Here is a 24,534-nt window from a genome sequence, read left to right as displayed (position 1 = left end):
AATGCCCATGACGCTCGCGGCTCTCATCGCCTATAGCGGCGCACTCTTCATCGCTGCGGCCATACCGGGTCCCGGCGTGACGGCGCTCGTCGCCCGCGCGCTGGGCTCCGGTTTCCGCGAAACCTTCTTCATGGGTCTTGGCATCGTGCTCGGCGACATGATCTACCTGACGGCTGTCGTGCTCGGGCTGGCGTTGATCGCCCAGACCTTCACCACGGTCTTCCTGGTGGTGAAATTCGCAGGCGTCCTCTATCTCGGCTACATCGCCTGGAAACTCTGGACCGCGGGGCTGCTGCCCGAGGACATCAAGGCGAAACCGTCGACGAGTGCCGCCATGTCCTTCCTCTCCGGCCTGCTCGTCACCCTCGGCAACCCGAAGACGATGCTGTTCTATGTGGCGCTGGTGCCGACGCTGATCGACATCGCAGACATCGGCCCCCGCGACTACGGCCTTTTGCTGGCGGCAACCTTCCTGGTGCTGTTGGCCGTGCTGGTTCCCTATATGCTGCTCGCGGCGCGCGCACGGCTGCTGCTCAAGCAGCCAAAGGCGCTGCAAGCACTGAACCGGGTCGCAGCCAGCGTGTTGGCGGGAACGGCCGCCTATATCGCCGTCCGCGCGAGCTGAAAAAACTTTTCCTGAACAACAACTTCGCCGGTGCTTTTTCCTCCGGCGGATCGTCGCTGCGTCTTTGTCGTGCTGGAATTGAGCAGTCATTGTTCCTATTCTCATAGCTGACAGTTCACGCCCAAGGGAGAAACCCATGTCCGACACACGCAAGCCCGGCCGCGGCCGCGTCTATTCCTCGATCACGGAGACGATCGGCGATACGCCCATCGTGCGGCTGGACAAGCTTGCCAAGGAGAAGGGCGTCAAGGCGAACCTGCTCGCCAAGCTCGAATTCTTCAACCCGATCGCCTCGGTCAAGGACCGCATCGGCGTGGCGATGATCGAGAGCCTGGAAGCCCAGGGCAAGATTACTCCCGGCCGCACGACCCTGATCGAGCCAACCTCGGGCAACACCGGCATCGCGCTCGCCTTCGTCGCCGCCGCCAAGGGCTACAAGCTGATCCTCACCATGCCGGAAACGATGTCGGTCGAGCGCCGCAAGATGCTGGCCCTCTTTGGCGCCGAGCTGGTGCTGACGGAAGGTGCCAAGGGCATGAAGGGCGCGATCGCCAAGGCGCAGGAACTGGTCGAGACGCTGCCCGACGCCATCATTCCGCAGCAGTTCGAGAACCCGGCCAACCCGGAAATCCACCGCAAGACGACCGCCGAGGAAATCTGGAACGACACCGAAGGTGCTGTCGACATCTTCGTGTCCGGCATCGGCACCGGCGGCACGATTACCGGTGCCGGCCAGGTGCTGAAGGCGCGCAAACCCTCGATCAAGGTGATCGCAGTCGAGCCGGAAGAGTCCCCTGTGCTTTCCGGCGGCAACCCGGGCCCGCACAAGATCCAGGGCATCGGCGCGGGCTTTGCGCCGGTGATCCTCGACACCTCCGTTTATGACGAGATCGTCACCGTCAACAGCGGCGAAGCGATCGAGGCTGCTCGCCTCGTCGCCAGGCTCGAAGGCGTGCCGGTCGGCATCTCCGCCGGCGCAGCACTGACGGCGGCGATCGAGGTTGGCCAGCGCGAAGAAAACGCCGGCAAGACCATCGTCGTCATCATCCCGTCGTTTGCCGAACGCTATCTCTCGACCGCGCTGTTTGAAGGCCTCGGCGGCTGATCGACAAGCCTTCTCCCACGAAAGGAAAGGGCGCCTCGCGGCGCCCTTTTGTTTCGAACCGACCGCTACGCCGCCGCCTGCAGCCTCTCGCCGGCAATGCGGTAGGAAATCGCTTCGGCCAGATGGATGCGGCCGACGGTCTGCGCGCCATCGAGATCGGCGAGCGTGCGTGCGACCTTCAGCACGCGGTGGTAACCGCGGGCGGAGAATTTCATTTTCTCGGCAGCGTCCCGGAGGAGTTGCAGGCCCGCTGCGTCGGGCTCGGCGATCTTCTCGATCATCGATGTCGAACACCGGGCGTTGCTCGTCAACTCCGGATGACCGAGGGCGGCGAAGCGGTCGGTCTGCAGGGCACGGGCGCGGGCAACACGACGGGCGACGACTTCGCTGCTTTCGGCTGCGGCCGGCTTCAACAGATCGGCGGCGCTGACGGCCGGAACGTCGATGCGGATATCGATACGGTCCATCAGCGGGCCGGAGATGCGCGCCTGGTAATCGGTCATGCAGCGCGGGCCGCGGGCGCAGCTGCGCCCGGGTTCACCGGCCATGCCGCAGCGGCAGGGGTTCATGGCGGCGACGAGCTGGATGGCGGCGGGATAGCTCACCCGGTGATTGGCGCGGGCGATAATGCATTCCGCCGTTTCGAGCGGCTGGCGCAGTGCGTCGAGCACCTGCGGCGTGAACTCCGGAAACTCGTCCAGGAACAAGACGCCATGATGGGCGAGCGAGGCCTCGCCGGGCTTGGCGCGTAAGCCGCCACCGACCATGGCGGCCATGGTTGCGGAATGGTGCGGCGTGCGGAACGGCCGCCGATCCGAGAGTTTGCCGCCCGGCAACTGCCCGGCGATCGAGTGGATCATCGACACTTCGAGCAGCTCGGCCGGATTGAGCGGCGGCAGGATCGACGGCAGCCGCGCGGCGAGCATCGATTTCCCCGACCCCGGCGGTCCCACCATCAGCAGATTGTGGTTGCCAGCAGCAGCCACCTCCAGCGCCCGCTTGGCGCTTTCCTGTCCCTTGATGTCGGCGAGATCGGGCAGGTTGGCAGCGCCCGAGCGGATCGCGGCTTGAGGCCGCGAAAGCACCTGCGTGCCGCGGAAATGGTTGGCGATCGCGATCAGGCTGCGCGGTGCGAGAATGTCGATCTCCGCACCTGCCCAGGCAGCCTCCGCCCCGCTTTCGGCCGGGCAGATCAGCCCCTTGCCGAGCGCATTGGCGCCGATCGCGGCGGGAAGGGCGCCGGCAACGGCGGCAATGGTGCCGTCGAGATTGAGCTCGCCGATCACGACATAGGGTGAGAGCGCATCGCCGGGAATGGCGCCGAGCGCCGCCATCAGGCCCAGCGCGATCGCAAGATCGAAGTGGCTGCCTTCCTTCGGCAGATCGGCGGGGGCGAGATTGACGGTGACGCGCTTGGCCGGCAGCGCCAGACCCGAAGCATGAAGCGCTGCCTGCACCCGCTCGCGGCTTTCGGCCACTGCCTTGTCCGGCAGGCCGACGATCTGCATGCCGACTTTGCCCGGCGCGACCATCACCTGAACGTCGACCGGCAGACCCTCGATACCCTGAAATGCGACCGTGCTGACGCGCGCGACCATGGTTGCTCCCTCGCCCGGGCGGCCCGTCATTACGGGCGCCGCAACCGCCTTGGGTTGCAAGACGGAGCCTTGCACGGTTCACGCACAAAAACAAGAACAATTACGGAACATCTGAGGCAAGACCTACGCGCTGTCGTTGGCAAGGGCACAACCCCGCAGCCGCGGGCGGAAGCCCGCGGCAATCTCCGTCATCTGGAGACAGGTTCTACCGGAAGCGCCGGATCAGGCGCGTTTGCGCTCGATCGCGTCCCAGAGCAGGCTCGCAACATCGGCGCCGCCAAACTTCTTGACTTCGCGAATGCCGGTCGGCGACGTGACGTTGATCTCGGTCATGTAGTCGCCGATGACGTCGATGCCGACGAAGAGGAAGCCGCGGGCTTTCAGCGCCGGAGCGATGCGGGCGCAGATTTCCTTTTCGCGCGCCGTAAGCTCGGTCGCCTCCGGCCGACCGCCGGCATGCATGTTGGAGCGCGCATCATGTTCGGCCGGAACGCGGTTGATGGCGCCGACCGGCTCACCATCGACGAGCAGGATGCGCTTGTCGCCCTTGCGCACCGCCGGCAGGTATTCCTGGGCGATGAAGGGCTCACGGAACATCTGGCCGAACATTTCCAGAAGGGAAGACAGGTTGCGGTCGTCACGGGTCGAATGGAAGACACCGGCGCCGCCATTGCCGTAGAGCGGCTTCAGGATGATGTCGCCCATCTCCTGGCGGAAGCTGGCGATCTCCTGGGGGTCGCGGGTGATCAGCGTCTTCGGCATCAGGTCGGCGAATTCGGTGACGAAGATCTTCTCCGGCGAATTGCGCACCCAGGCCGGATCGTTGACGACCAGCGTCTTCGGATGCAGGCGTTCCAGAAGATGCGTCGAGGTGATGTAGCCCATGTCGAAGGGCGGATCCTGGCGGAGCAGGATGACGTCCATGGTCGACAGATCGACGCGTTCGGCTTCGCCAAGCGTGAAGTGATCGCCCTTGACGTCGCGCAGCGTCATCTGCTGCACGCTCGCATAGACCTTGCCGTCGCGCAGCGACAGTTTTTCGGGCGTGTAGTGGAAAAGGCGGTAGCCGCGCGACTGTGCCTCGAGGCTCATGGCGAAGGTAGAATCACCCGCAATATTGATGCCCGACACATGGTCCATCTGGACCCCGACATTGACGATTTTCGCCATCTTCCCGTCCCCTGTGGATCACGCCAAGCGTGATCGATTTCAAATCGTCAGAACGGAAGAGGACGAGAAAACCGCTGCCCTCTCCCGCACTGGAAAAGCCCTCGACATGTAGAATGCGGGCGTGCCTTAGGCAAGGAGAGCTGAGCCTATTCGAAGCCTTCGACCACGCAGGTGATGAGATCGTGATCCGAAAGCGGCCGGCCGGTTTCATCGAGCGAGGGAATGATCCTGGTTTCGCCGATCTTCAGGCCGCGCGCGAGGAACCAGTCGAGCTTCATCGCGCGCTCCGGCCAACGGGTGATCAGGCTCGGCCGGGTGGTCATCACCTCAAGTGGTCCACCGTGACGGGTGAAGCCGCGGGCAGCGCTCATCGCAAAGAGCCCTTCGGCTTCGAAGTCGCCGCCAGCATGGTTGCCGGTGTTGAGATCGCCGCCGATCAGCACCGGCAGACCGGGAAAGGCTTCGTCGAGCGCATCGATCAATTCCCTGACCTGGCGTTCGCGGTAGGCCGCGGTCGTCGCGCTTTCAAGATGGGTGGAGACGGCGACGAAGGGGCCTGACTCGGTCTCGATAACGGCACCGATCGCGAAACGCTCGCCGAGACGCGGCTGTTCGCCATCGGTGAACCAGAGACGCTCGCCCCAGAGGCGCAGCATGAAGGGCCGGCCGAGCGGCACCGAAGCCATCAGCGCATTGCCGTGAAAGCCCCTGGCGTTGAAATCATCCTCGCAGAACGCGCGCTCGGTATCGGAGCCGAGGCCCATCTCAATGAATTCGATGCCATAGGCATATTGCATGCCGAGTATAGCAGCGACTTCGGCGGTCGGATGGCGCTGGCCGGTGCGGGCCATGCCGTTGTCCATTTCCGATAGCAGCACGACTGGGGCCCTGGTTGCTGCGAGATGTCCAGCACTTTCCGGTGCGAACAGGCAGCGCTCCAGGTTCCAGGCAGCGACGGTGAAGGGAAAGGCGAGCGGCGCGGTCGAGGACGGCGCGGCGCCGACCTCGATGCTGTTCATTTCCGGTCGCGCGGCCATGGCGGCGTCATGGGCCGCAATGGTGCGCAGCATCGAAGCAAATCCTGCACGCAGTTCGAGCGATGGAACGGCAAGCTGCTCAACGGCTTCATGGATCACGATGCCGTCTCCAGCCGAAGGTTCTGCGCCGGTGCATCACCGGCAAAAGACGTGCCCCGTTCCAGCCGCTTGCCGGTTTCGGGCGAGAAGAAGTGCAGGCGGTCGACGGCAATCGTCACGGCGAGATCACCGGAAAGCGGCATTTCCGGAGAGAGCGCTATCGTCAGAGGTTGGCCCTCGATGGTGCCGTGCACGAGCCGCTGAGCACCGAGCTCCTCGACATAGTCGACCTGGAACAGCATCGCATCCTCGCCGACACCGGCAAGCCGGAGGTCCTCGGCGCGCAGGCCGACGGTCACAGCGCCTTCGACCGGGGCGCGGCTGCCAAGCTCAATCCTGTAGAGGCCGATCTGCAGGCTGCCGCCCTCGATCTGGCCCTTGATCAGGTTCATCGCCGGCGAGCCGATGAAGCTCGCGACGAAGGTCGAGGCCGGACGGTGGTAGACGTCGAGCGGACGGCCGATCTGCTCGATCCGGCCGCCGTTCAGCACCACCAGCCGGTCGGCGAGCGTCATCGCTTCGAGCTGGTCGTGGGTGACGTAGAGCGAGGTCGTGCCGAGGCGCTTCTGCAGGCGCTTGATCTCGCCGCGCATCGAGACGCGCAGCTTGGCGTCGAGGTTGGAGAGCGGCTCGTCGAACAGGAAGGCCGCCGGCTTGCGCACGATCGCGCGGCCCATGGCGACGCGCTGACGCTGGCCACCGGAAAGGGCGCGCGGCTTGCGCGCGAGATAGGGCTCGATTTCCAGCATCCGCGCGGCTTCGGCGACGCGGGCATCGATCTCGGCCTTGGGCGTCTTGCGGTTCTTCAGGCCATAGGCGAGGTTGTCGTAGACGGTCATGTGCGGATAGAGCGCATAGTTCTGGAAGACCATGGCGATGTCGCGCTCGGCCGGATCGACGTCGTTGATGACGCGCGAACCGATGGTCACCGTGCCCTTCGAAATCGTCTCGAGCCCGGCGACCATGCGCAAAAGCGTGGACTTGCCGCAGCCGGACGGGCCGACCAGCACGATGAACTCGCCGTCCTCGATATCGATCGAGACGGATTTCACCGCCTCGACATTGCCGTGATAGATCTTCGAGACCTCGGCGATGGTAATGGCCGCCATGGCTGCCTCCGTTAAAATGGTACCGTTTCAGAAGCGGGCGGGACAGTTGTCCCGCCTCCACTCCGCTTACTTGTCGCTTTCGGTCAGGCCCTTGATGAACCAGCGCTGGAAGATCACGACGATCATCACAGGCGGCAGCATGGCGAGGATCGCCAGTGCAAAGGCCTCGTTGTAGTCGGGGATGTTCGAGCCGACCCAGACAAGCAGGATCTGCTTGATGCCGCGAACCAGGGTGAAGAAGCCTTCGTCGGTGGTCATCAATGTGGGCCAGAGGTACTGGTTCCAGCCGTAGACGAACATGATGATGAAGATCGCCGCCATCATGGTGCGCGACAGTGGCACGAGCACGTCGATGAAGAACTTGAACGGCCCGGCGCCATCGATGCGCGCCGCCTCAAGCAGCTCGTCCGGCACCGACTTGAAGAACTGCCGGAAGTAGAACGTACCCGTCGCCGAGGCGAGCAGCGGCACGATCAGGCCGGTGTAGGTGTTGGTCAGCTTCAGCGTGTTCATCACTTCGTAGGACGGAAGGATGCGCACTTCGAGCGGAAGCAACAGCGTGGTGAAGATTACCCAGAAGAAGAAGGTCGCCAGCGGAAAGCGGAAATAGACCAGCGCATAGGCCGCGAGCATCGAGAGCACGATCTTGCCGACGGCGAAACCTAAGCCGAGGATCATCGAGTTCAGCATCATGTTGAAGCCGGTGATCTTGCCGGTGAAGCCGCCTTGACGGGTCAAGACCGTCTGGTAGGTCTCGACGAAATGGCCGCCCCAGGTGAGGCTGAGGCCATTGCGGTGGATATCGGCTGCCTCGTGCGTCGAGGTCATGAAGGCGACGACGACCGGCGCCACCATGATGAAGACGCCGAAGAGCAGGATGACGTGGTCGAAAATCTTGGTGCGATACATCGGCGCCGCCTCAGTTGTAGTGCACGCGCCGCTCGATGAAGCGGAACTGGAAGATGGTGAGAACGAAGACGATCAGCATCAGGATCACCGACTGGGCCGAAGAGCCGCCGAGATCGTTGCCGCGGAAACCGTCCATGTAGACCTTGTAGACAAGGGTGATCGGGTTGTTGGCGGCCTTGTCCTTCACCATCACGTCGATGACGCCGAAGGTATCGAACAGCGCATAGGTGACATTGATGATCAACAGGAAGAAGGCGGTCGGCGCCAAGAGCGGCAGGATCACCGTCCAGAAGCGGCGGAAGCCGGAGCGGCAATCGATCGCCGCCGCCTCGCGCACCGAGACCGGGATGCCCTGCAGGCCCGAGAGGAAGAAGATGAAGTTATACGGGATCTGCTTCCAGACGGAGACGACCACCATGGAAAAGGCGGTGTCGAAGTAATTCAGACCGACCTTGATGTCCCAGCCGAACCAGCGGGCGAGTTCGACGATCGGGCCGATATGCTGGTCGAAGAACATCATGCCGATGAGGCCGGCGACCGGCGGCGCGATGGCATAGACCCATATGAGCAGCGTCTTGTAGGCGGCGTTGCCGCGGATGACGCCATCGGCCTTGACGGCGAGCAGCAAGCCGATCGACAGCGCGAAGAAGGTGACGAGCGCCGTGAAGACGGCAGTGAAGCGGGCGATTCCGAGATACTCGCCCGATTTCAGCACGTCGGTATAGTTCGTCATGCCGACGAAGGTCGAGCCGAAGCCGAAGGGGTCTTCCAGATAGAAGGACGACTGGATCGCCTGAACCGACGGCCAGTAGAAGAAGATGAAGATGATCGCGAGCTGTGGCGCGAGGAAGAGGTAGGGCAGGAACGGCGAGGAGAACTGAACGCGCTTGGCAACGCCTTCTCCTCCGCTCTTCGACTGGCCACCGAAAAACCGGAAGGCGCCGAAGCGACGCCCGCCGGTTTGGGTTCCGGTTCCTCCCCGCGAGGCGGGGAGGAGATCTGTCGCGGTCGACATGGAGATCAGCCGGCCGTCTTGGCGAAGCGAGCGAGCAGCTCGTTGCCTTCCTTTTCGATCGTGTCGAAAGCGTCCTTGACGGTCGTTTCGCCCGAGAAGATGCGGCCGTATTCGCGTTCCATGATTTCGCGGATCTGCGGGTAGAAGCCGAGGCGGTAGCCCTTCGACCAGTCACCGGCCGGCAGCAGCAGCTGCTTGATGCCGACTTCAGCAACCGGCTTTTCCTTGTAGTAGCCGTCCTTCTGGGCGAGCTCGTAGGCTGCCTTGGTGATGGCAACGTAACCGGTGGCCTTGTGGTAGAAGTACTGGATTTCCGGCGAGGTCAGGAACTGGAAGAAGTCGGCAACGCAGTTGTTCTCTTCATCCGACTTGCCGGACATGGCAAACAGTGCCGCGCCGCCGATGAAAGAATTGGTGCCGGCACCCTTGATCGAGCCCCAATAGGGCAGGAAGGTTGCCGAGAACGGCATCTGCGCCGTCTTCTGCAGGCCGCCGAAGGAGCCCGACGAACCGATCCAGAACGCAGCCTTGCCTTCTTCGAAGACCTTCTGGTTGTCGTTCCAGCCGGCGCCGTAGAAAGCGAAGTAGCCTTCGTCCTTCCAGGCCTTGAGCTTGTCGAACATCATGATGAGGTTCGGGTCGGTGACCTTCAGCTGCGTGTCGACGACGGCGTCATAGCCGTTGTTGTTGGTGGCGAACTGGATGTTGTTGCGGGAGAAGAAGTTCTCCGTGAACTGCCAGGTGAGCTGCGACTGGACGAGCGGGATGTAGCCGGCTTCCTTCAGCTTCGGGGCAACCGCTTCAAACTCTTCCCAGGTCTTCGGCGCTTCGACGCCGGCCTTCTTCAGGGCCTCGTCGTTGATGTACATGATCGGCGCGGAGGAATTGAACGGCATGCCGACGAACTTGCCCTCGCTGTCGGCGTAAAAGTAGCGCACGCCGTCAATGAAGGCGTTGCGGTCGAAGTTGTGGCCAGCCTTGATGATCAGGTCTTCGGCCGGAATGACCGCGCCCTTGGCGTTGATGATCGTGGCGGCGCCGGCGTCGAAGACCTGCAGGATGTTCGGCTGTTCGCCCGAACGGAATGCGGCGATGCCGGAAGCGAGCGCTTCCTCGTAAGTGCCCTTGGAAACCGGGGTCAGCGCGCAGGCGCTTTGGGCTTCGTTGAACTTCTTGGAAACTTCATTGATGACTTCGCCGTTGCGGCCGGCCATGCCGTGCCACCAGGTGATATTGGTCGCGGCAAATGATGACGTCGCGGAAAAAGCGAAGCTAAGGGCTGCGAATGAAAACTTCTTGAACATGACTTGGTCCCTCTCCACCGGGTTGCGGATGGCTTGGACTAGTGACGTTCAATGACAGGCCCGTAACGCTTTTATGTCGGAACGATTACAAATTCGCGATTTTGTTCCAAGGCGGGATGCGGGCGGAACACCGCAATCATTTTCCCTCATCCCGCGCCGGTTCAGAAGGCATCCGGCAGATGCCGCGGCCAGCCCCAAGGGGTCACCGTGATGATGTCGTAGCGCACGGAAAGCCTGTTGAAGTCCGGTTGCCTGGCCAGCCAGAGATCGCTCGCAGCGCGAATGCGTTTTTGCGCCGTGGCCGTCACCGCGAATACGCCGTCCTCGGCCGAGCGGCGCGCCTTGACCTCGACGCAGGCAATGAGATCGCCGCGCCGGGCGATGATGTCGATCTCGCCGAGCTTGGTGCGATGGCGCATGGCGACGATGCGGTAGCCCTTCAGCAGCAGGCAGAGCGCCGCGCGGTATTCGGCGAGTTGCCCCCGCCTCAGCGCTTTCAGCTTCCGCCGGTCGCTGCCGTCAGCCGTCATGGCGCTTCTTCAGCTGCAGCAGCCGGTCATAGAGCTCCTTGCGCGGCACGCCCGTCTGGCGGGCGGCTTCGGTCGCCGCCTTGCCGGCCGGCATGTCGGCGACAAGGCTCAGCAGCAGGGCGTCGACATCGGCCGCTTCCGGCTCGGGTGCGGCATCCGGCGGCCCGATGACGAGCACGATCTCGCCTTTGACGGCGCCAGCTTCTCCATAATGTGCAGCAAGCTCGCCGAGCGTGCCGCGGCGGAACTCCTCGAAGGTCTTGGTGAGCTCGCGGCAGACGGCAGCCCGCCTACCCTCGCCCAGCACCTCGGCTGCGGCCGCCACTGTCGCGGCGATGCGGTGCGGCGATTCAAAGAACATGATTGTCGCCGGCACGGCCGCTAATTCCCTGAGGCGATCGCGTTTCGCCTTGTCCTTGGTCGGCAGGAAACCGGCAAAGAGGAAGGCATCGTTTGGCAGGCCGGAGCCGACGAGTGCTGCAAGCGGCGCCGAGGCGCCCGGGATCGGCACGACGCGATGACCGGCTTCGATCGCAAGCTGCCCCAGCCGGTAGCCCGGGTCGGAAACCAGCGGTGTTCCGGCGTCGGAAACGAGCGCCACCGATCGCCCTTCGGCGAGTGCTGCAAGCAGCCGGGGGCCGGCTTCGTCGGCATTGTGCTCGTGATAGGCGTAGGGCCGGTTCACGATGCCATAGCGGTCGAGCAGCACGCGCGTAACCCTCGTGTCCTCGCAGGCGAGCACATCGGCGCCGGCAAGCGTTTCCAGTGCGCGCAGCGTAATGTCGCCGAGATTGCCGATCGGGGTCGCCACCAGATAGAGCGCCGCATCGAGGGGCCGGGCCGGAACGCTGACATTGTGCAGGCGATAGCTACGCTCTCTCTGCCCGCCCGATGCTTCCGATGTCTTCTGCTTTTCCACCTGTAACGTCCTGATCGTGCTCACCGATGCGTCGGTCCGGTCTTTATGAGTGAGCCGGCAGGGCAGGGCAAGGGCAAGGCAATGGTCCAGCGCGCTGCATCTGGGGACAGAAGCCCTTAAACCCCTTGCGTTCCGGGCGCTGTTTCTGCCATTTTGCCGGTCCACATATTTCCGGTCGGTCGGCCGGGACACTCGCAGTTGACGCTCAGGCGGACGCCTCGTCTGCCGGGCAATGGTTGAAAGCGGCATCCCATGCGCATTACTCTCGAGCGGTCCAACCTCCTGAAATCGCTGAACCACGTGCACCGCGTGGTCGAGCGGCGAAACACGATCCCGATCCTCTCGAACGTGCTCTTGCGTTCCGACGGTGCGAGCCTCGAAATGAAGGCGACCGACCTCGACCTCGAAATCACCGAGGCGACACCGGCGCAGGTGGAACAGTCGGGCGCCACCACGGTGCCGGCGCATCTGCTCTACGACATCGTGCGCAAGCTGCCTGACGGTTCGGAAGTGCTGCTCGCCACCAATGCCGAGGGCACGGCGATGACCGTTGCCTCGGGCCGTTCGAAATTCTCGCTGCAGTGCCTGCCGCAGTCCGACTTCCCGGATCTCACCGCCGGCAGCTTCTCGCACTCCTTCCGCCTCAAGGCGACCGACCTCAAGATGTTGATCGATCGCACCCAGTTTGCGATCTCAACCGAGGAAACCCGCTACTATCTCAACGGCATTTTCGTGCACACCGTCGAGAGCAAGGGCGAACTGAAGCTGCGCGCCGTCGCCACGGACGGTCACCGCCTCGCCCGCGCTGACGTTGAAGCCCCGTCCGGCTCCGAAGGCATGCCGGGCATCATCATCCCGCGCAAGACCGTCAGCGAACTGCAGAAGCTGCTCGACAACCCGGACCTCGTCGTCACCGTCGAAGTCTCGGACGCCAAGATCCGACTGACGATGGGTTCGATCGTCATGACCTCGAAGCTGATCGACGGCACCTTCCCGGATTACCAGCGCGTGATCCCGGCCAACAACGACAAGGAACTGCGCGTCGATTGCCAGTCCTTCGCCCAGGCCGTCGACCGCGTTTCGACGATCTCGTCGGAGCGCGGCCGCGCCGTCAAGCTGGCGCTGAACGAAGGCCAGATGACGCTGACGGTCAACAATCCGGATTCGGGTAGTGCCACGGAAGAACTGCCCGTTGGCTACGACCACGACCCGCTCGAAATCGGCTTCAACGCCAAGTATCTGCTCGACATCACCTCGCAGCTGACCGGCACCGATGCGATTTTCATGCTGGCCGATCCGGGCTCGCCGACGCTCGTTCGCGATCTTGCTGCCGAGGATGCGCTTTACGTGCTGATGCCGATGCGCGTGTAACGCGGGCCTGACGCGGTGCGAAATACCAACCCGTCACGCCCGCTCGTGACGGGTTTTTTGTTGATCGATCCATCCGGCGTCTGTTGATAAGGCGACGCTTTCAGGCGCAGACAGACTTGTTTTTGCCGCAGATGGGGACACATTATGATTGCCGCCGCCCGGATCGGCTCGAATCAACGAGCCGGGATCACAGCGGGCGGCCCGAATGAGGAGAGGACGACGGTTTTGAGGGGTTCAATGAATTTGCGCGTGAAGGTGAAGGAACGGCTCGGACGGAAGTTCGATGAGGAAATTCGCTTTTTCAAGGGATGGATGAGCAATGCCAAGGCTGTCGGCGCAATCCTGCCGACCTCTTCCATAACCGCGCGCCGAATGGCGAGCGTCATCAATCCTGCTTCGGGCCTGCCGGTTCTTGAGCTGGGCCCGGGCACGGGTGTCATCACGAAGGCAATTCTGGAACGCGGCCTGCCCGCATCGAGCCTTGTCTCGGTCGAATATTCGACCGACTTCTATAACCAGCTCAGGGCCAACTTCGCCGGCGTCAATTTCGTCAATGGCGATGCTTTCGATCTGGAACATACGCTCGGCGAGCTGAAGGGACAGACCTTCGACAGTGTCGTCTCGGCAGTGCCGCTCTTGAACTTCCCGATGCATCGGCGCGTCGAGCTGATCGACGACCTGCTCTCGCGCATTCCGGCCGGCCGGCCGGTCGTGCAGATTTCCTATGGGCCGCTCTCGCCCGTCGTCGCCATGCCGGACCGCTACAGCATCCAGCATCTCGACTTCGTCGTGCGCAACATCCCGCCGGCACAGCTTTGGGTCTATCGTCGGGCGCACTGACGGGATGTTCGGCGTCTACGTCACCCATCCGCAGGTCTGGATCGATCCGGACGTGCCCGTCCCGCAATGGGAACTTTCCGCTGTTGGCCGCGATCGTGCGGCCCTGACGGCGGCGTTGCCGTGGGTGCGCTCGCTCGGGAGGATCGTCTCGAGCGACGAAACCAAGGCGATCGAAACGGCCCAGCTGCTTGCCGATGCCGCCGGCCTGACGGTCGAAATTCACCATGACATGGGCGAGAACGATCGCTCCGCCACCGGCTTCCTACCGCCGCCGGAATTCGAGAAAGCGGCCGACTGGTTCTTCGCCCATCCGGCGGAAAGTTTTAAGGGCTGGGAGCGCGCGATCGACGCCCAGACGCGGATCTCGGACGCAGTGTTCCGTGTCCTCGAAGGGCACGACACCAAGATCCCAATCGCCTTCGTCGGCCATGGCGGCGTCGGCACCCTTTTGAAGTGCCGGCTGCTTGGCGCGCCGATTGCCCGCAGTTCCGACCAGAAGGGCGGTGGCGGCGGCAACGTCTTCGCTTTCCGCCTTGCGGATCGCGCCGTCGCATGCGACTGGACCCCGATGGAAAACTGGCAGGGGATCTAGACGATGACCGAAACCGCGCGCGACAGATTGATCGTAGGCCTCGACCTTCCGACGATCGCCGATGCCGAGAGGATCGTGTCGACGCTCGGGAACGACGTCTCCTTCTACAAGATCGGCTATCAGCTGGTCTTTGCCGGCGGGCTTGAATTCGCGCGCGACCTTGCCGCCAGCGGCAAGAACGTCTTCCTCGACATGAAGCTGCTCGATATCGACAACACGGTTGCCAAGGGTGTCGAGAACATCGTCAAGATGGGCATGTCGATGTTGACCCTGCACGCCTATCCGAAGGCGATGAAGGCGGCCGTCGAAGCCGCTAGAGGTTCCGATCTCTGCCTCCTCGGCGTCACCGTGCTCACCTCGATGGACGAGCAGGACGTGATCGATGCCGGCTACGAATACGACCCGCACACGCTGGTGCTGCGCCGGGCCGAACAGGCGCGCGCCGCCGGCATGGGCGGCATCGTCTGCTCGGCGGAAGAATCCGCAGCGGTCCGCAAGATCATCGGACCGAACATGGCGCTGGTGACGCCGGGTATCCGCCCTGCCGGCGCCGACAAGGGCGACCAGAAGCGGGTGATGACGCCGGCCGAAGCCTTGAAGGCCGGATCCAGCCACCTCGTCGTCGCGCGCCCAATCGTCGCAGCCGCCGAGCCGCTTGCGGCCGCCCGCGCCATTCTCGCGGAAATGAACGGCGCGCTTGCCCGCTGATGCGGGCGGCGCCAGGAACCCATCGCGATCCGCTTGACCTCAATCAAAATTTGCCGGAAGTAAGTCTCCCGTCAGCCTTCAGCGGTGCAAGACGAGGAGTTCACTATGGCCAAGGGATACTGGATCGCACGGGTCGATGTCCGCGACCCCGAGCGCTACAAGGATTATGTGACGGCAGCAAAGCCGGCCTTCGAGAAATACGGCGCGAATTTTCTCGCGCGCGGCGGCGAACATCATCGCCTTGAGGGCGGCGTGCGCGCGCGCAACGTCGTCATCGAATTTCCGTCGCTGCAGGCAGCGGTCGACTGTTACAACTCGCCCGAATACCAGATTGCCGCCGCGATCCGCCAGGAAGTCGCCGACGCGGAGATGGTCGTCGTCGAAGGCGTCTGACGACCCGGCATCCCCATCTTCCGACAGACCCGACAAGCCGCGTGGATTGGCCTTCACCTCTCGCGGCTGTTGGGCTATGTAGCAATCAATTCTTTCCTCTGCGATCAGGAGTGCGTTTCCCATGACCTTGTCCAACCTTCCGCCGCTGGTGACGATTTTCGGCGGATCCGGGTTCGTCGGCCGTCATGTCGTGCGCGCACTCGCCAAGCGCGGCTACCGCATTCGCGTTGCCGTTCGCCGGCCCGACCTTGCCGGCCACCTGCAGCCGCTCGGCAATGTCGGCCAGATCTCCTTTGTCCAGGCGAACCTGCGGTACCGGAAATCCGTCGATCGCGCCGTCGAAGGCTCCGACCACGTCATCAACTGCGTCGGCGTGCTGTTTGAAAAAGGCCGCAACACGTTTGACGCCGTCCAGGATTTCGGCGCGCGCGCGGTGGCAGAAGCGGCACGTAGCGTCGGCGCCACGCTGACGCACATTTCGGCGATCGGCGCGGACGCTTCCTCGCCGTCGCAATACGCCCGCAGCAAGGGCCGCGCCGAGGCGGCGATCCTGGAAACGAAGCCTGACGCGATCATCCTGCGTCCGTCGATCGTCTTCGGTCCCGAGGACGGCTTCTTCAACAAGTTCGCCAACATGGCCCGCTTCTCGCCGGTCCTGCCGCTGATCGGCGGCGGCCACACCAAGTTCCAGCCCGTCTACGTGACCGATGTCGCCGAGGCCGTGGCGCGCGCCGTCGACGGCAAGATCACCAAGGGCAAGATCTACGAACTCGGCGGCCCGGATGTCTTAAGCTTCCGCGACTGTCTCGAGATCATGCTGAACACGATCGACCGCAAGCGCACGCTCGTCTCGCTGCCCTTCGGCGTCGCATCCTTCATCGGCAGCATCGCGTCGATGGTCCCCTTCATCACGCCGCCGCTCACCCCCGACCAGGTGGTGTTGCTGAAATCCGACAATGTCGTCTCGGCAAAGGCGGTTTCCGAGGGACGTACGTTCGCCGGCATTGGCATCGATCCGACCATGCTGGAGTCGATCCTGCCGACCTATCTGGTGCGCTATCGCCCGCAGGGCCAGTACACGCGCAGCGGCCGCGGCGCCTGATCGCCGCAAAGCCCATCTTATTTTGAACGGCCGCCGGTACCCACGGGCGGCCGTTTGCTGTGGTATCCAGGCAACAGCGTTGCAGTTCTGCCGCAGTTAAGAAAGCGAATGGCATTTACCGCAAATTCAACATGTCCTGATATTGATCATGTCATATCCAGCGACTAAACACCGCCTCGCGCCCCGATCGCAAGGCATGACGGCGGGCGGCAGCAGCAATCTCGAAAGGCATAGCGTCCATGGGCAAGTCGATCGCAATCTTTTTTGCGTCTGCGGCACTGATCATTCTGGCTGGCTCATTCATCGCGCCGAACACGGTCGCGAGCAGCGGCAAGGGTTGCGCGCCGGCCTATGGCGTCGATCCGTGCACGACGGCATCGATCGATCTTTCCGGCAACTAAGGCCGGCGCCCTTTAGATCAGGCAATTCCGGACGGAAAGCGGCTTCGCGCTTTTCCTGGAATTGCTTTGGAAGGGCATAGTTAGAGTTATTGGCGGGGGCCAGTGGCCGCGTGCGTTTCACCTTGAGACGCACGCGGCTTTGTTTTTGAGGCCTTATCCGAGTTCGAAGAAGACTGAGGTCAAAGAAAAAGGCGCGTCCAGAACGCGCCTTTTTCATTTGAGATCGTTGATCCCGAGATCAGCCGAGCAACCAGAGGCCGATCAGGCCGGCCGTGCCGACGACGATGCGCCAGATGGCGAAGGGCGTGAAACCGCGCCGCGAGACGAAATCGAGCAACGAACGCACGACGAAGATGCCGGCGACGAACGCCGCGATGAAGCCGACGGCGATCAGGGTGAAATCGTCGAAGGAGAGCGCGTCGCGGTTCTTATAGAGGTCCAGCGTGAAGGCGCCGAGCATGGTCGGCATCGCCAGGAAGAACGAGAACTCCGCGGCCGAGCGCTTGTCGGTCCCCATCAGCAGGGCGCCGGCGATCGTGGCACCGGAACGCGAGGTGCCGGGGATCATCGCCAGGCACTGGAACAGGCCGATCTTCAGCGCCAGCGACGGCGGATAGTCCATGACGTCAGTGTAGCGCGGCTTCAGCGGCAGGTGGTCGATCACGTAGAGGATGAAGCCGCCGACGATCAGCACGACACAGATGAGCATCGGCGTTTCGAACAGCACCGTCTTGATGAAATCATGGGCGATTGCGCCGATGACGGCCGCCGGCAGGAAGGCGATCAAAACGGACAGGACGAAGCGGCGCGCCTTGATGCTCGTCGGCAGCGCCAGCGCGATCGACAGAAGCTTCTGGAAATAGACGAGCAGGATGGCCAGAATGGCGCCGAGCTGGATGAGGACGGCGAAGGTGTTGCCCGGCGACCTGAAGCCGAGGAAGTGGCCGGCAAGGAGGACGTGCGCCGTCGACGAAACAGGGATAAACTCCGTCAAGCCCTCGATGAGTCCGAGGACAAGCGCGCTGATGATCGATTGATCCGCCATATATGAGATTTTCCTGACAAGTTTTGGAGTGGGAGGAAAAGGCTGATTCGCTTGTGTTTGCCACCACAAATTTCTATAGCTCTATCACAGGAGCCGTGGCCAGACGCTTGCGCCGCCACGCTGACGCCCCCAGCAAAAAGACTCTGAGAAGCCAGATCATCGATGCCGACACTGTATCATCACCCCATGTCCTCCGCTTCACGGTTCGTTCGCCTTATCCTCTCGGAATATGGCTATCAGACGGAATTGTCCGAGGAACAGCCCTGGGAGAACCGGCGCGACTTCCTGGCCTTGAACCCGGCCGGGACGCTACCGGTCTATGTTGACGACAGTATGAGAGCGCTCTGTGGCGCCACGATCATCTCGGAATATCTCGACGAAACGAACGGAATCATGAAGCGGGATCGCCGGCTTCTGGCCGAGGACCCGTTCCAGCGGGCGGAAATCCGCCGCCTGGTCGAGTGGTTCCTGCACAAGATGGAAGCGGACGTGACGCGGCCGCTGGTGCGCGAGCGGATCTTCAAGCTGCAAATGACACCGGACCAGGGCGGCGGCGCGCCCGACAGCAAGGTCCTGCGCACCTCGCGCGCCAATATCCGCCAGCATATGAAGTATCTCTCCTGGCTCGCCGGTTCGCGCACCTGGCTTGCCGGCGACCGCATCTCCTATGCGGATCTCGCCGCGGCCGCGACGGTGTCCGTGCTCGACTATCTCGGCGAGATCGACTGGTCGGATGCCCCGACCGCCAAGGAGTGGTACCAGCGGCTGAAGTCCCGCCCCTCCTTCCGCCCGCTGCTTGCCGAGCGTGTGCGCGGCGTGACTCCGGTTCCGCACTATGCGGACCTCGACTTCTGAGGATGAATCCGTGCCCGGCATCGCTGCCAAGGCTGACAATGGGGATCGACGGCGGCTGAAGCTGACCGAATTCCTGAAAGCCGAGGCGGCAGACAAGGGCTTCGATCTCTGTCGCATCACCCGCCCGGACGCCATTCCCGAGGCGCCGGCTCGGCTCCAGGACTTCCTCGACGACGGCTTCCACGGCACGATGGACTGGCTGGCCGAGACTGCCGAGCGACGCTCCGATCCGCGCACGCTCTGGAGCGACGTGCGCTCGGTGGTGATGTTCGCGATGAATTACGGGCCGGAAGACGATCCGCGCGGGATTCTCGAAAAGACCGATCGCGGCGCGATCTCGGTCTATGCCCAGAACCGCGACTATCATGACATCATCAAAGGCAAGCTCAAGGAAGTGGCGACCCGCTTCGCCGCGCGCGCCGGCGAGGACGTCAAGGTCTTTGTCGACACCGCCCCGGTGATGGAGAAACCACTCTCGGAGAAGGCCGGCCTCGGCTGGCAGGGCAAGCACACCAATCTCGTCAGTCGCGAATTCGGCTCCTGGCTGTTTCTCGGCAGCCTGTTCACCACGGCGGACCTCGTCATCGACGAGCCGGAGCGCGACCATTGCGGCTCCTGCCGCGCCTGCCTCGATGCCTGCCCGACCGGCGCTTTTCCTGCGCCCTATCAGATCGACGCGCGGCGCTGCATTTCCTACCTGACCATCGAGCACAAGGGTCCAATCGACCCGGAGCTGCGCCCGTTGATGGGCAACCGCATCTATGGCTGCGACGACTGTCTCGCCGCCTGCCCCTGGAACAAGTTCGCGCAGGCAGCCTCCGAAATGAAGCTGAAGGCGCGCGAGGACCTGAAGGCGCCATCGCTGGAAGCTTTGCTCGGCCTCGACGACCCGGCCTTCCGCAGCCTGTTCTCGGGCTCGCCGGTCAAGCGCATCGGCCGCGACCGTTTCGTGCGCAACGTGCTGATCGCGGCCGGCAACTCCGGCAACCAGGCGCTCGTGCCTGCCGTCAAGGCGCGCGTCGGCGATGCCTCGCCCGTGGTGCGGGCGATGGCGGTCTGGGCGCTGTCACGATTGGTCGCGCCGGTGGCGCTTGCGCAATTTGCCGAACAATGCGAGCCAGAGACGGACGAAGACGTCCTCAACGAATGGCAAATGGCGGGAGTGAGCCGATGCATGTCCTGATCCTTGGCGCCGGTTACTCCGGTATGGCAATCGCGCGGACCATGGCCCCGACGGCGACAAGCGTTGTCGGCACCACCCGCACCGAGGAGAAGGCAGCGAAGCTCGAAAAGGCCGGCATCCGTCCGATCCTCTTCGACGGTGAGACCATATCCGATGACCTCGCTGCCGCGCTTGGCCAGGCGACGCACCTGATCCAGTCGATCGCGCCCGGCCGCGACGGCGATCCGATGTTTCGCACTTCCAGCCCGGATCTCGCGCAGCTGGCGCCGAACCTCAAGTGGATCGGTTATCTCTCGACCGTCGGCGTCTATGGCGACCACGGCGGCGAATGGGTCACCGAGGACATGCTGCGCAAACCGGTCTTGGCCCGCTCGGTCGAGCGGGTGGAGGCGGAGGATGCCTGGATCGCCTTCGGCGCGAAGCAGGGCATTCCGGTTGCCGTGTTGAGGCTTGCCGGCATCTACGGCCCCGGACGCAACGCCTTCTGCAATCTCGCAAACGGCACGGCCCGGCGCCTGATCAAGCCTGGGCAGGTGTTCAACCGCATCCGGGTCGAAGATATCGGCGCGGCCACCCTGTTCCTCGCCAACAACGGCACGAGCGGCGTCTTCAACATCACCGACAACGAGCCGGCGCCACCACAGGACGTGGTGCTTGAGGCCGCGCGGCTGATGGGCGTCGAACCGCCGCCGGAAATTCCCTTCGAGCAGGCGGAGCTGTCACCGATGGCCCGCTCCTTCTATGGCGAGAACAAGCGGGTATCGAACGCCCGCATGCGCGCCACCGGTTTCGAGTTCGCGTATCCGGATTATCGCGTTTCGCTTGCGCAGCTCTGGCAATCCGGCACATGGCGCAACGCCTGAAACGCAACTCGGCGCTCAATCAATAACATAACCCGAAATGCTTATAGAAAGCCGATAGTCAGTCCATCAGTAATGGCGGCGGCAGCGCCGCCAGAATTGTGACTTTCTCTGGATATTCATTCGATACTTGACGAATTGAATACAACCTGTGCGCTAGTAACGAGTTTTCGACCATCCGGATTCCGGAAATTTCGTCCAATTCGAAATTTTTAATGAAATTTTTCGTTTACCACTGAGTTGCGCCTGCGTGCGGAAGGCTGTGAGCGTTCAACCGCTGATTCCAAAGAACTTCCTGGCTCCATTTAAACTATTTCAAACAATCTTCGTTTTTGAATTTTCGTCATTTTTTAATAAATCCTAATAGATCGTAAATGGTTGAAGCACGTTTTCGCCATTTTTCGCCCCAATTAGCGGTTCCCAGAAGATTTTTATTCAACCATTTGACCGAGGGGATCGCCAGTTGACGCCAGCGAAGATCAAGGCTGCTGCCGCTGCAGCGCTGTTCACGACCGCTATCGGTCTCGTTTCCGTTTCCGATAGCCATGCAGCCGGCGCCGGCTGCGGCGGCGCGTCCTGGTACGCGCTGAGCTCCAAGACCGCCTCCGGCGAGCGCATGAATGCCGCCCGCCTGACCGCCGCCCACCGCAGCCTGAAGTTCGGAACCAAGGTTCAGGTCACCAACAAGCGCAACGGCAAGAGCGTGATCGTTCGGATCAACGACCGTGGGCCATTCATTCGTGGCCGCGTGATCGACCTTTCCAAGGCTGCAGCCTCGCAGATCGGCATGATCCGCTCCGGCCACGCCAGCATCTGTTATCGCGTCATCAATTCCTGATTTTTGAAATACTGCCATCCGACCGATCGTCAGGTGGGTTTACTTGAGAAAGACCATTCTCGGCGGTTAATCTTCTCCGCCGTCTTGCTCTTCGATGCCATCGCCGTTACCACGGCGAAAAAGGAGTTGATCGAAGATGCGTTTGGGCGGCAGGCTCGCTGGAGCCATTGAGGTTCTTGAGGATATCGAAAAGCGGAAGCGCCCGGTCGCCGACGCGCTCAAGGATTGGGGCCTCTCCCATCGCTTCGCCGGATCCGGCGATCGCTCGGCGATCGGCAACATCGTCTACGACGCCCTTCGCATGAAACTCTCGCACGCCTTCCTGATGGACAGCGACAGCGCGTCGGCGCTCGGCCATGCCGTCATGTACCGGCAATGGGGCTTCACCCCGGAAGCGCTCGCTGCCGAACTCGACGGCGACAAATTTGCGCCTGAGATGCCGTCAGCCGAGATGGCGCAAGCCTTCGCCACGCGCCGCCTCGAAGACGCCGCAGCCCACATCCAGGGCGACATTCCCGAATGGGTCCAGGCCTCCTTCGAGGAAAACTTCTCCGACGATTGGCTCGATGAAGCGAAGGCCCTCGCCGGCCGGCCGACGCTCGACCTGCGTGCCAATACGCTGAAGGCCTCGCGCGCCAAGGTGCTGAAGGCGCTGGAGCGCAGCGGTGCCGAACCGGCGACGATCGCCCGCAACGGCATTCGCATTCCGGCCGGCGAAGGCGCCTCGCGCCTGCCGAACGTGACGGCGGAGCTTTCCTTTCAGAAGGGCTGGTTCGAAGTCCAGGACGAAGGCTCGCAGATCGTTGCCGATCTCGCCTTTCCGCAGGAAGGCGAACAGGTGCTCGACTATTGCGCCGGCGGTGGCGGCAAGACGCTCGCCATGTCGGCGGCGATGAACAACAAGGGCCAGGTGCACGCCTACGACACCGACCGCAAACGCCTCGCGCCGATCATCGAACGGCTGAAGCGCGCCGGCACCCGCAATGTCCAGGTGCATGAATCCACTGACAGCCTCGCGCCGCTCGCCGGCCGCTTCGACCGCGTACTGGTCGATGCGCCCTGCACCGGCACCGGCACCTGGCGCCGCCGGCCCGACACGAAATGGCGCCTCAATCAGAAGAATCTTGAAGAGCGCATCTCCCAGCAGGAGGAAGCGCTGGCGAGCGCTGCCCAGTTCGTCCGCCCGGGCGGCCACCTCATCTATGTCACCTGCTCGGTACTGCCTGAGGAAAACGAGGCCCAGGTCTACGGCTTCTGCGAAGACAACCCGGAATTCGAGATCCTGTCGGCAGCCGACATCTGGGCGACGCTCTTTGGAACCGACAAGCCGCAACCCTGGTCGGCCGACATGAAGACGGTGACGCTGACGCCCGCCTCGACCGGCACGGACGGCTTCTTCTTCTGCCTGATGCAACGCAAGGGTTGACGCCTTTTGACAATGGTCAGAACACGCGCATCAGATTGAAAACGTTCTAAACTATACACTTTGACACAAGTTTGCTTTTGGTTCATGAGAGGCGGGCCCGGCCGGGCCCTTTCTCATGGCCCGACGCCTGAACGATGCCGCGTTTGCGCACTCGCTCGGCTGCGCCGAAGGAAGCAACAGGAGAGGGTCATGACCAAGAAATTCATCCGCGGCGCCGCGCTGGCGTTCATGACGGCAACGTCGGCGTTGGCCCTGCAGCCGGCCCACGCCGCAACCGATGCCGCCGCCGTGGTGAAGCATTACACCGCCGTCGCCCATGCCAAATTCGAAGATGCGCTGACGACGGCCGAGGCACTCGACAAGGCGGTCGACGCGCTGATCGCGACGCCGAGCGAAGAAACGCTGAAGGCCGCGCGCGACGCCTGGCGGAAGGCCCGCAACCCCTACCAGGAGACCGAAGTCTACCGCTTCGGCAACGCGATCGTCGACGAGTGGGAAGGCAAGGTCAACGCCTGGCCGCTGGACGAAGGCCTGATCGACTATGTCGACCCGAGCTACGGCAGCGAAAGCGACGAGAACGCGCTGTTCACCGCCAACGTCATCGCCAACAAGACGATTAAGATCGACGGCAAGGACGTCGATGCCAGCAACATCACGCCGGAATTCCTGGCGGGCACGCTGCAGGAAGCCGGCGGCATCGAGGCGAACGTCGCCACCGGCTACCATGCGATCGAATTCCTGCTCTGGGGCCAGGACCTGAACGGCACCAAGGCTGGCGCCGGAAACCGCCCCTATACCGACTATGACACCAAGGCCTGCACCGGCGGCAATTGCGACCGCCGCGCCGCCTATCTGAAGGCCGCGACCGAGCTCCTGGTTTCCGACCTCAAGGAAATGGTTGCCAACTGGACACCGGACGGTGCCGCAACCAAGGCCGTCGAGGCTGACCCGAAGGCTGGCCTCGTCGCCATCCTCACCGGCATGGGTTCACTCTCCTATGGCGAACTGGCCGGCGAGCGCATGAAGCTCGGCCTGCTGCTGCACGATCCGGAAGAAGAGCATGACTGCTTCTCCGACAACACGCACAACTCGCATCTGCACGACGCGATCGGCATCCAGTCGGCCTATAGGGGCGAGTACACCCGCGTCGACGGTACGAAGATGACCGGCCCGTCGCTTTCGGAACTCGTTGCCGCCAAGGACGCAGCACTCGACAAGGAAATGACCGGCAACCTTTCGACCACAGTCGAGAAGATGCAGGCAATGGCCAAGCGCGCGGAAACCACCGAGGCCTACGACCAGATGATCGGCGAAGGCAATGCCGAGGGCAACGCCACCGTGCAGGCGGCGATCGACGGCCTGATCGCCCAGGCAAAGACCGTTCAGCGCGTCATTGCGTCACTGGATCTCGGCACGATCGAGCTTGAAGGTTCCGACAGCCTGGACAATCCTAACGCCGTCTTCCAATAAGCTGAAAAGGCGGGCCGCGCCGGCACCGGT

At 63.0% G+C, this 24,534-nt stretch carries 25 protein-coding genes; 15 read left to right on the top strand and 10 right to left on the bottom strand.

The genetic code is table 11. The features are described 5' to 3' along the window. Positions 1-7 precede the first annotated feature (7 nt). A complete protein-coding gene (locus ACTJKM_RS15325; RefSeq protein WP_058326255.1) occupies positions 8-625 on the top strand; it encodes a LysE family translocator in 618 nt (205 codons plus the stop codon). Positions 626-761: 136 nt separating this feature from the next. Beyond that, complete coding sequence (cysK, locus tag ACTJKM_RS15320; RefSeq protein ID WP_058326254.1) at positions 762-1,730, top strand: cysteine synthase A; 969 nt, start codon at positions 762-764, stop codon at positions 1,728-1,730. 65 nt (positions 1,731-1,795) lie between these two features. Here the strand turns inward: cysK and ACTJKM_RS15315 are convergent, their stop codons facing one another. The 9 genes from ACTJKM_RS15315 to rsmI form a co-directional block, all read right to left on the bottom strand. After that, complete coding sequence (locus tag ACTJKM_RS15315; RefSeq protein WP_058326253.1) at positions 1,796-3,328, bottom strand: YifB family Mg chelatase-like AAA ATPase; 1,533 nt, start codon at positions 3,326-3,328, stop codon at positions 1,796-1,798. 222 nt (positions 3,329-3,550) lie between these two features. Continuing rightward, complete coding sequence (gene gshB / locus ACTJKM_RS15310; protein ID WP_058326252.1) at positions 3,551-4,498, bottom strand: glutathione synthase; 948 nt, start codon at positions 4,496-4,498, stop codon at positions 3,551-3,553. Between the two features lie 146 nt (positions 4,499-4,644). Continuing rightward, positions 4,645-5,634 carry an endonuclease gene (locus tag ACTJKM_RS15305; protein WP_058326251.1) on the bottom strand — a complete coding sequence of 330 codons (990 nt, stop codon included), beginning with the start codon at positions 5,632-5,634 and terminating at the stop codon, positions 4,645-4,647. Beyond that, positions 5,631-6,743: a sn-glycerol-3-phosphate import ATP-binding protein UgpC gene (locus ACTJKM_RS15300; RefSeq protein WP_057247933.1), complete on the bottom strand. Its 1,113-nt coding sequence runs from the start codon at positions 6,741-6,743 to the stop codon at positions 5,631-5,633. Before ACTJKM_RS15300 ends, ACTJKM_RS15305 begins: the two co-directional genes overlap by 4 nt. A 66-nt stretch (positions 6,744-6,809) precedes the next feature. Beyond that, on the bottom strand, positions 6,810-7,652 hold the full coding sequence (gene ugpE / locus ACTJKM_RS15295; RefSeq protein ID WP_057247932.1) for a sn-glycerol-3-phosphate ABC transporter permease UgpE: 843 nt from the start codon (positions 7,650-7,652) through the stop codon (positions 6,810-6,812). A gap of 10 nt (positions 7,653-7,662) precedes the next feature. Next, positions 7,663-8,667 (bottom strand): ABC transporter permease subunit, encoded by a 1,005-nt coding sequence (locus tag ACTJKM_RS15290; RefSeq protein WP_244495502.1) that lies wholly within the window; start codon positions 8,665-8,667, stop codon positions 7,663-7,665. Positions 8,668-8,672: 5 nt separating this feature from the next. Beyond that, a complete protein-coding gene (locus ACTJKM_RS15285) occupies positions 8,673-9,971 on the bottom strand; it encodes an extracellular solute-binding protein (RefSeq protein ID WP_057247931.1) in 1,299 nt (432 codons plus the stop codon). A gap of 161 nt (positions 9,972-10,132) precedes the next feature. After that, positions 10,133-10,501: a YraN family protein gene (locus ACTJKM_RS15280; RefSeq protein ID WP_057247930.1), complete on the bottom strand. Its 369-nt coding sequence runs from the start codon at positions 10,499-10,501 to the stop codon at positions 10,133-10,135. After that, positions 10,491-11,420: a 16S rRNA (cytidine(1402)-2'-O)-methyltransferase gene (gene rsmI / locus ACTJKM_RS15275; protein WP_057247929.1), complete on the bottom strand. Its 930-nt coding sequence runs from the start codon at positions 11,418-11,420 to the stop codon at positions 10,491-10,493. The genes ACTJKM_RS15280 and rsmI overlap by 11 nt, the downstream gene beginning before the upstream one ends. Before the next feature lie 252 nt (positions 11,421-11,672). Between rsmI and dnaN the strand changes: the two genes are divergently transcribed. From dnaN to ACTJKM_RS15240, 7 genes are all read left to right on the top strand, one after another. Continuing rightward, the gene (gene dnaN / locus ACTJKM_RS15270) at positions 11,673-12,791 is read left to right on the top strand and encodes a DNA polymerase III subunit beta (RefSeq protein ID WP_057247928.1); all 1,119 of its coding nucleotides are present in this window, start codon (positions 11,673-11,675) and stop codon (positions 12,789-12,791) included. 237 nt (positions 12,792-13,028) lie between these two features. Next, a complete protein-coding gene (pmtA, locus tag ACTJKM_RS15265) occupies positions 13,029-13,631 on the top strand; it encodes a phospholipid N-methyltransferase PmtA (RefSeq protein ID WP_082615696.1) in 603 nt (200 codons plus the stop codon). A 4-nt stretch (positions 13,632-13,635) separates the two neighbouring features. Continuing rightward, positions 13,636-14,223, top strand: a complete 588-nt coding sequence (locus tag ACTJKM_RS15260; protein WP_058324596.1) for a histidine phosphatase family protein — start codon at positions 13,636-13,638, stop codon at positions 14,221-14,223. Between the two features lie 3 nt (positions 14,224-14,226). Continuing rightward, entirely contained in the window at positions 14,227-14,931 is a 705-nt protein-coding gene (pyrF, locus tag ACTJKM_RS15255; protein ID WP_058324595.1) for an orotidine-5'-phosphate decarboxylase, read from the top strand. Positions 14,932-15,036: 105 nt separating this feature from the next. Next, a complete protein-coding gene (locus tag ACTJKM_RS15250; protein ID WP_057247925.1) occupies positions 15,037-15,324 on the top strand; it encodes a DUF1330 domain-containing protein in 288 nt (95 codons plus the stop codon). Positions 15,325-15,445: 121 nt separating this feature from the next. Beyond that, a complete protein-coding gene (locus ACTJKM_RS15245; protein ID WP_057247924.1) occupies positions 15,446-16,426 on the top strand; it encodes a complex I NDUFA9 subunit family protein in 981 nt (326 codons plus the stop codon). Between the two features lie 239 nt (positions 16,427-16,665). Then, entirely contained in the window at positions 16,666-16,827 is a 162-nt protein-coding gene (locus ACTJKM_RS15240) for a hypothetical protein (protein ID WP_093236169.1), read from the top strand. A 238-nt stretch (positions 16,828-17,065) separates the two neighbouring features. Here ACTJKM_RS15240 and ACTJKM_RS15235 read toward each other — a convergent pair whose 3' ends face one another. Continuing rightward, a complete protein-coding gene (locus tag ACTJKM_RS15235; protein WP_440660556.1) occupies positions 17,066-17,872 on the bottom strand; it encodes an undecaprenyl-diphosphate phosphatase in 807 nt (268 codons plus the stop codon). Positions 17,873-18,034: 162 nt separating this feature from the next. On the opposite strand from ACTJKM_RS15235, the gene ACTJKM_RS15230 reads away from it, so the two are divergent. From ACTJKM_RS15230 to ACTJKM_RS15205, 6 genes are all read left to right on the top strand, one after another. Then, positions 18,035-18,727: a glutathione S-transferase family protein gene (locus ACTJKM_RS15230; protein WP_057247922.1), complete on the top strand. Its 693-nt coding sequence runs from the start codon at positions 18,035-18,037 to the stop codon at positions 18,725-18,727. Further along, entirely contained in the window at positions 18,708-19,910 is a 1,203-nt protein-coding gene (gene queG / locus ACTJKM_RS15225; protein WP_058326250.1) for a tRNA epoxyqueuosine(34) reductase QueG, read from the top strand. Before ACTJKM_RS15230 ends, queG begins: the two co-directional genes overlap by 20 nt. Further along, the gene (locus ACTJKM_RS15220) at positions 19,898-20,773 is read left to right on the top strand and encodes an SDR family oxidoreductase (protein ID WP_058326249.1); all 876 of its coding nucleotides are present in this window, start codon (positions 19,898-19,900) and stop codon (positions 20,771-20,773) included. Before queG ends, ACTJKM_RS15220 begins: the two co-directional genes overlap by 13 nt. Before the next feature lie 460 nt (positions 20,774-21,233). Then, complete coding sequence (locus tag ACTJKM_RS15215; RefSeq protein WP_057247919.1) at positions 21,234-21,608, top strand: septal ring lytic transglycosylase RlpA family protein; 375 nt, start codon at positions 21,234-21,236, stop codon at positions 21,606-21,608. Between the two features lie 136 nt (positions 21,609-21,744). After that, positions 21,745-23,034, top strand: coding sequence for an RsmB/NOP family class I SAM-dependent RNA methyltransferase (locus tag ACTJKM_RS15210; RefSeq protein WP_057247918.1), 1,290 nt, complete (start codon positions 21,745-21,747; stop codon positions 23,032-23,034). Positions 23,035-23,223: 189 nt separating this feature from the next. Further along, positions 23,224-24,504 carry an imelysin family protein gene (locus ACTJKM_RS15205; protein WP_058326248.1) on the top strand — a complete coding sequence of 427 codons (1,281 nt, stop codon included), beginning with the start codon at positions 23,224-23,226 and terminating at the stop codon, positions 24,502-24,504. Positions 24,505-24,534: the final 30 nt, after the last annotated feature.

Origin of the sequence: Ensifer sp. 22460, from assembly GCF_052044935.1 — a bacterium.
GTDB lineage: Bacteria > Pseudomonadota > Alphaproteobacteria > Rhizobiales > Rhizobiaceae > Ensifer.
This window is presented reverse-complemented; position numbering and strand designations above follow the sequence as displayed.

Excerpts from the sequence above, each read along its gene's own strand:
- ACTJKM_RS15325 (WP_058326255.1), top strand. The coding sequence starts at position 8 with ATGACGCTCGCGGCTCTCATCGCCTATAGCGGCGCACTCTTCATCGCT.
- cysK (WP_058326254.1), top strand. The coding sequence starts at position 762 with ATGTCCGACACACGCAAGCCCGGCCGCGGCCGCGTCTATTCCTCGATC.
- ACTJKM_RS15315 (WP_058326253.1), bottom strand. The coding sequence starts at position 3,328 with ATGGTCGCGCGCGTCAGCACGGTCGCATTTCAGGGTATCGAGGGTCTG.
- gshB (WP_058326252.1), bottom strand. The coding sequence starts at position 4,498 with ATGGCGAAAATCGTCAATGTCGGGGTCCAGATGGACCATGTGTCGGGC.
- ACTJKM_RS15300 (WP_057247933.1), bottom strand. The coding sequence starts at position 6,743 with ATGGCGGCCATTACCATCGCCGAGGTCTCGAAGATCTATCACGGCAAT.
- ugpE (WP_057247932.1), bottom strand. The coding sequence starts at position 7,652 with ATGTATCGCACCAAGATTTTCGACCACGTCATCCTGCTCTTCGGCGTC.
- ACTJKM_RS15290 (WP_244495502.1), bottom strand. The coding sequence starts at position 8,667 with ATGTCGACCGCGACAGATCTCCTCCCCGCCTCGCGGGGAGGAACCGGA.
- ACTJKM_RS15285 (WP_057247931.1), bottom strand. The coding sequence starts at position 9,971 with ATGTTCAAGAAGTTTTCATTCGCAGCCCTTAGCTTCGCTTTTTCCGCG.
- ACTJKM_RS15280 (WP_057247930.1), bottom strand. The coding sequence starts at position 10,501 with ATGACGGCTGACGGCAGCGACCGGCGGAAGCTGAAAGCGCTGAGGCGG.
- dnaN (WP_057247928.1), top strand. The coding sequence starts at position 11,673 with ATGCGCATTACTCTCGAGCGGTCCAACCTCCTGAAATCGCTGAACCAC.
- pmtA (WP_082615696.1), top strand. The coding sequence starts at position 13,029 with ATGAATTTGCGCGTGAAGGTGAAGGAACGGCTCGGACGGAAGTTCGAT.
- ACTJKM_RS15260 (WP_058324596.1), top strand. The coding sequence starts at position 13,636 with ATGTTCGGCGTCTACGTCACCCATCCGCAGGTCTGGATCGATCCGGAC.
- pyrF (WP_058324595.1), top strand. The coding sequence starts at position 14,227 with ATGACCGAAACCGCGCGCGACAGATTGATCGTAGGCCTCGACCTTCCG.
- ACTJKM_RS15250 (WP_057247925.1), top strand. The coding sequence starts at position 15,037 with ATGGCCAAGGGATACTGGATCGCACGGGTCGATGTCCGCGACCCCGAG.
- ACTJKM_RS15245 (WP_057247924.1), top strand. The coding sequence starts at position 15,446 with ATGACCTTGTCCAACCTTCCGCCGCTGGTGACGATTTTCGGCGGATCC.
- ACTJKM_RS15240 (WP_093236169.1), top strand. The coding sequence starts at position 16,666 with ATGGGCAAGTCGATCGCAATCTTTTTTGCGTCTGCGGCACTGATCATT.
- ACTJKM_RS15235 (WP_440660556.1), bottom strand. The coding sequence starts at position 17,872 with ATGGCGGATCAATCGATCATCAGCGCGCTTGTCCTCGGACTCATCGAG.
- ACTJKM_RS15230 (WP_057247922.1), top strand. The coding sequence starts at position 18,035 with ATGCCGACACTGTATCATCACCCCATGTCCTCCGCTTCACGGTTCGTT.
- queG (WP_058326250.1), top strand. The coding sequence starts at position 18,708 with ATGCGGACCTCGACTTCTGAGGATGAATCCGTGCCCGGCATCGCTGCC.
- ACTJKM_RS15220 (WP_058326249.1), top strand. The coding sequence starts at position 19,898 with ATGCATGTCCTGATCCTTGGCGCCGGTTACTCCGGTATGGCAATCGCG.
- ACTJKM_RS15210 (WP_057247918.1), top strand. The coding sequence starts at position 21,745 with ATGCGTTTGGGCGGCAGGCTCGCTGGAGCCATTGAGGTTCTTGAGGAT.
- ACTJKM_RS15205 (WP_058326248.1), top strand. The coding sequence starts at position 23,224 with ATGACCAAGAAATTCATCCGCGGCGCCGCGCTGGCGTTCATGACGGCA.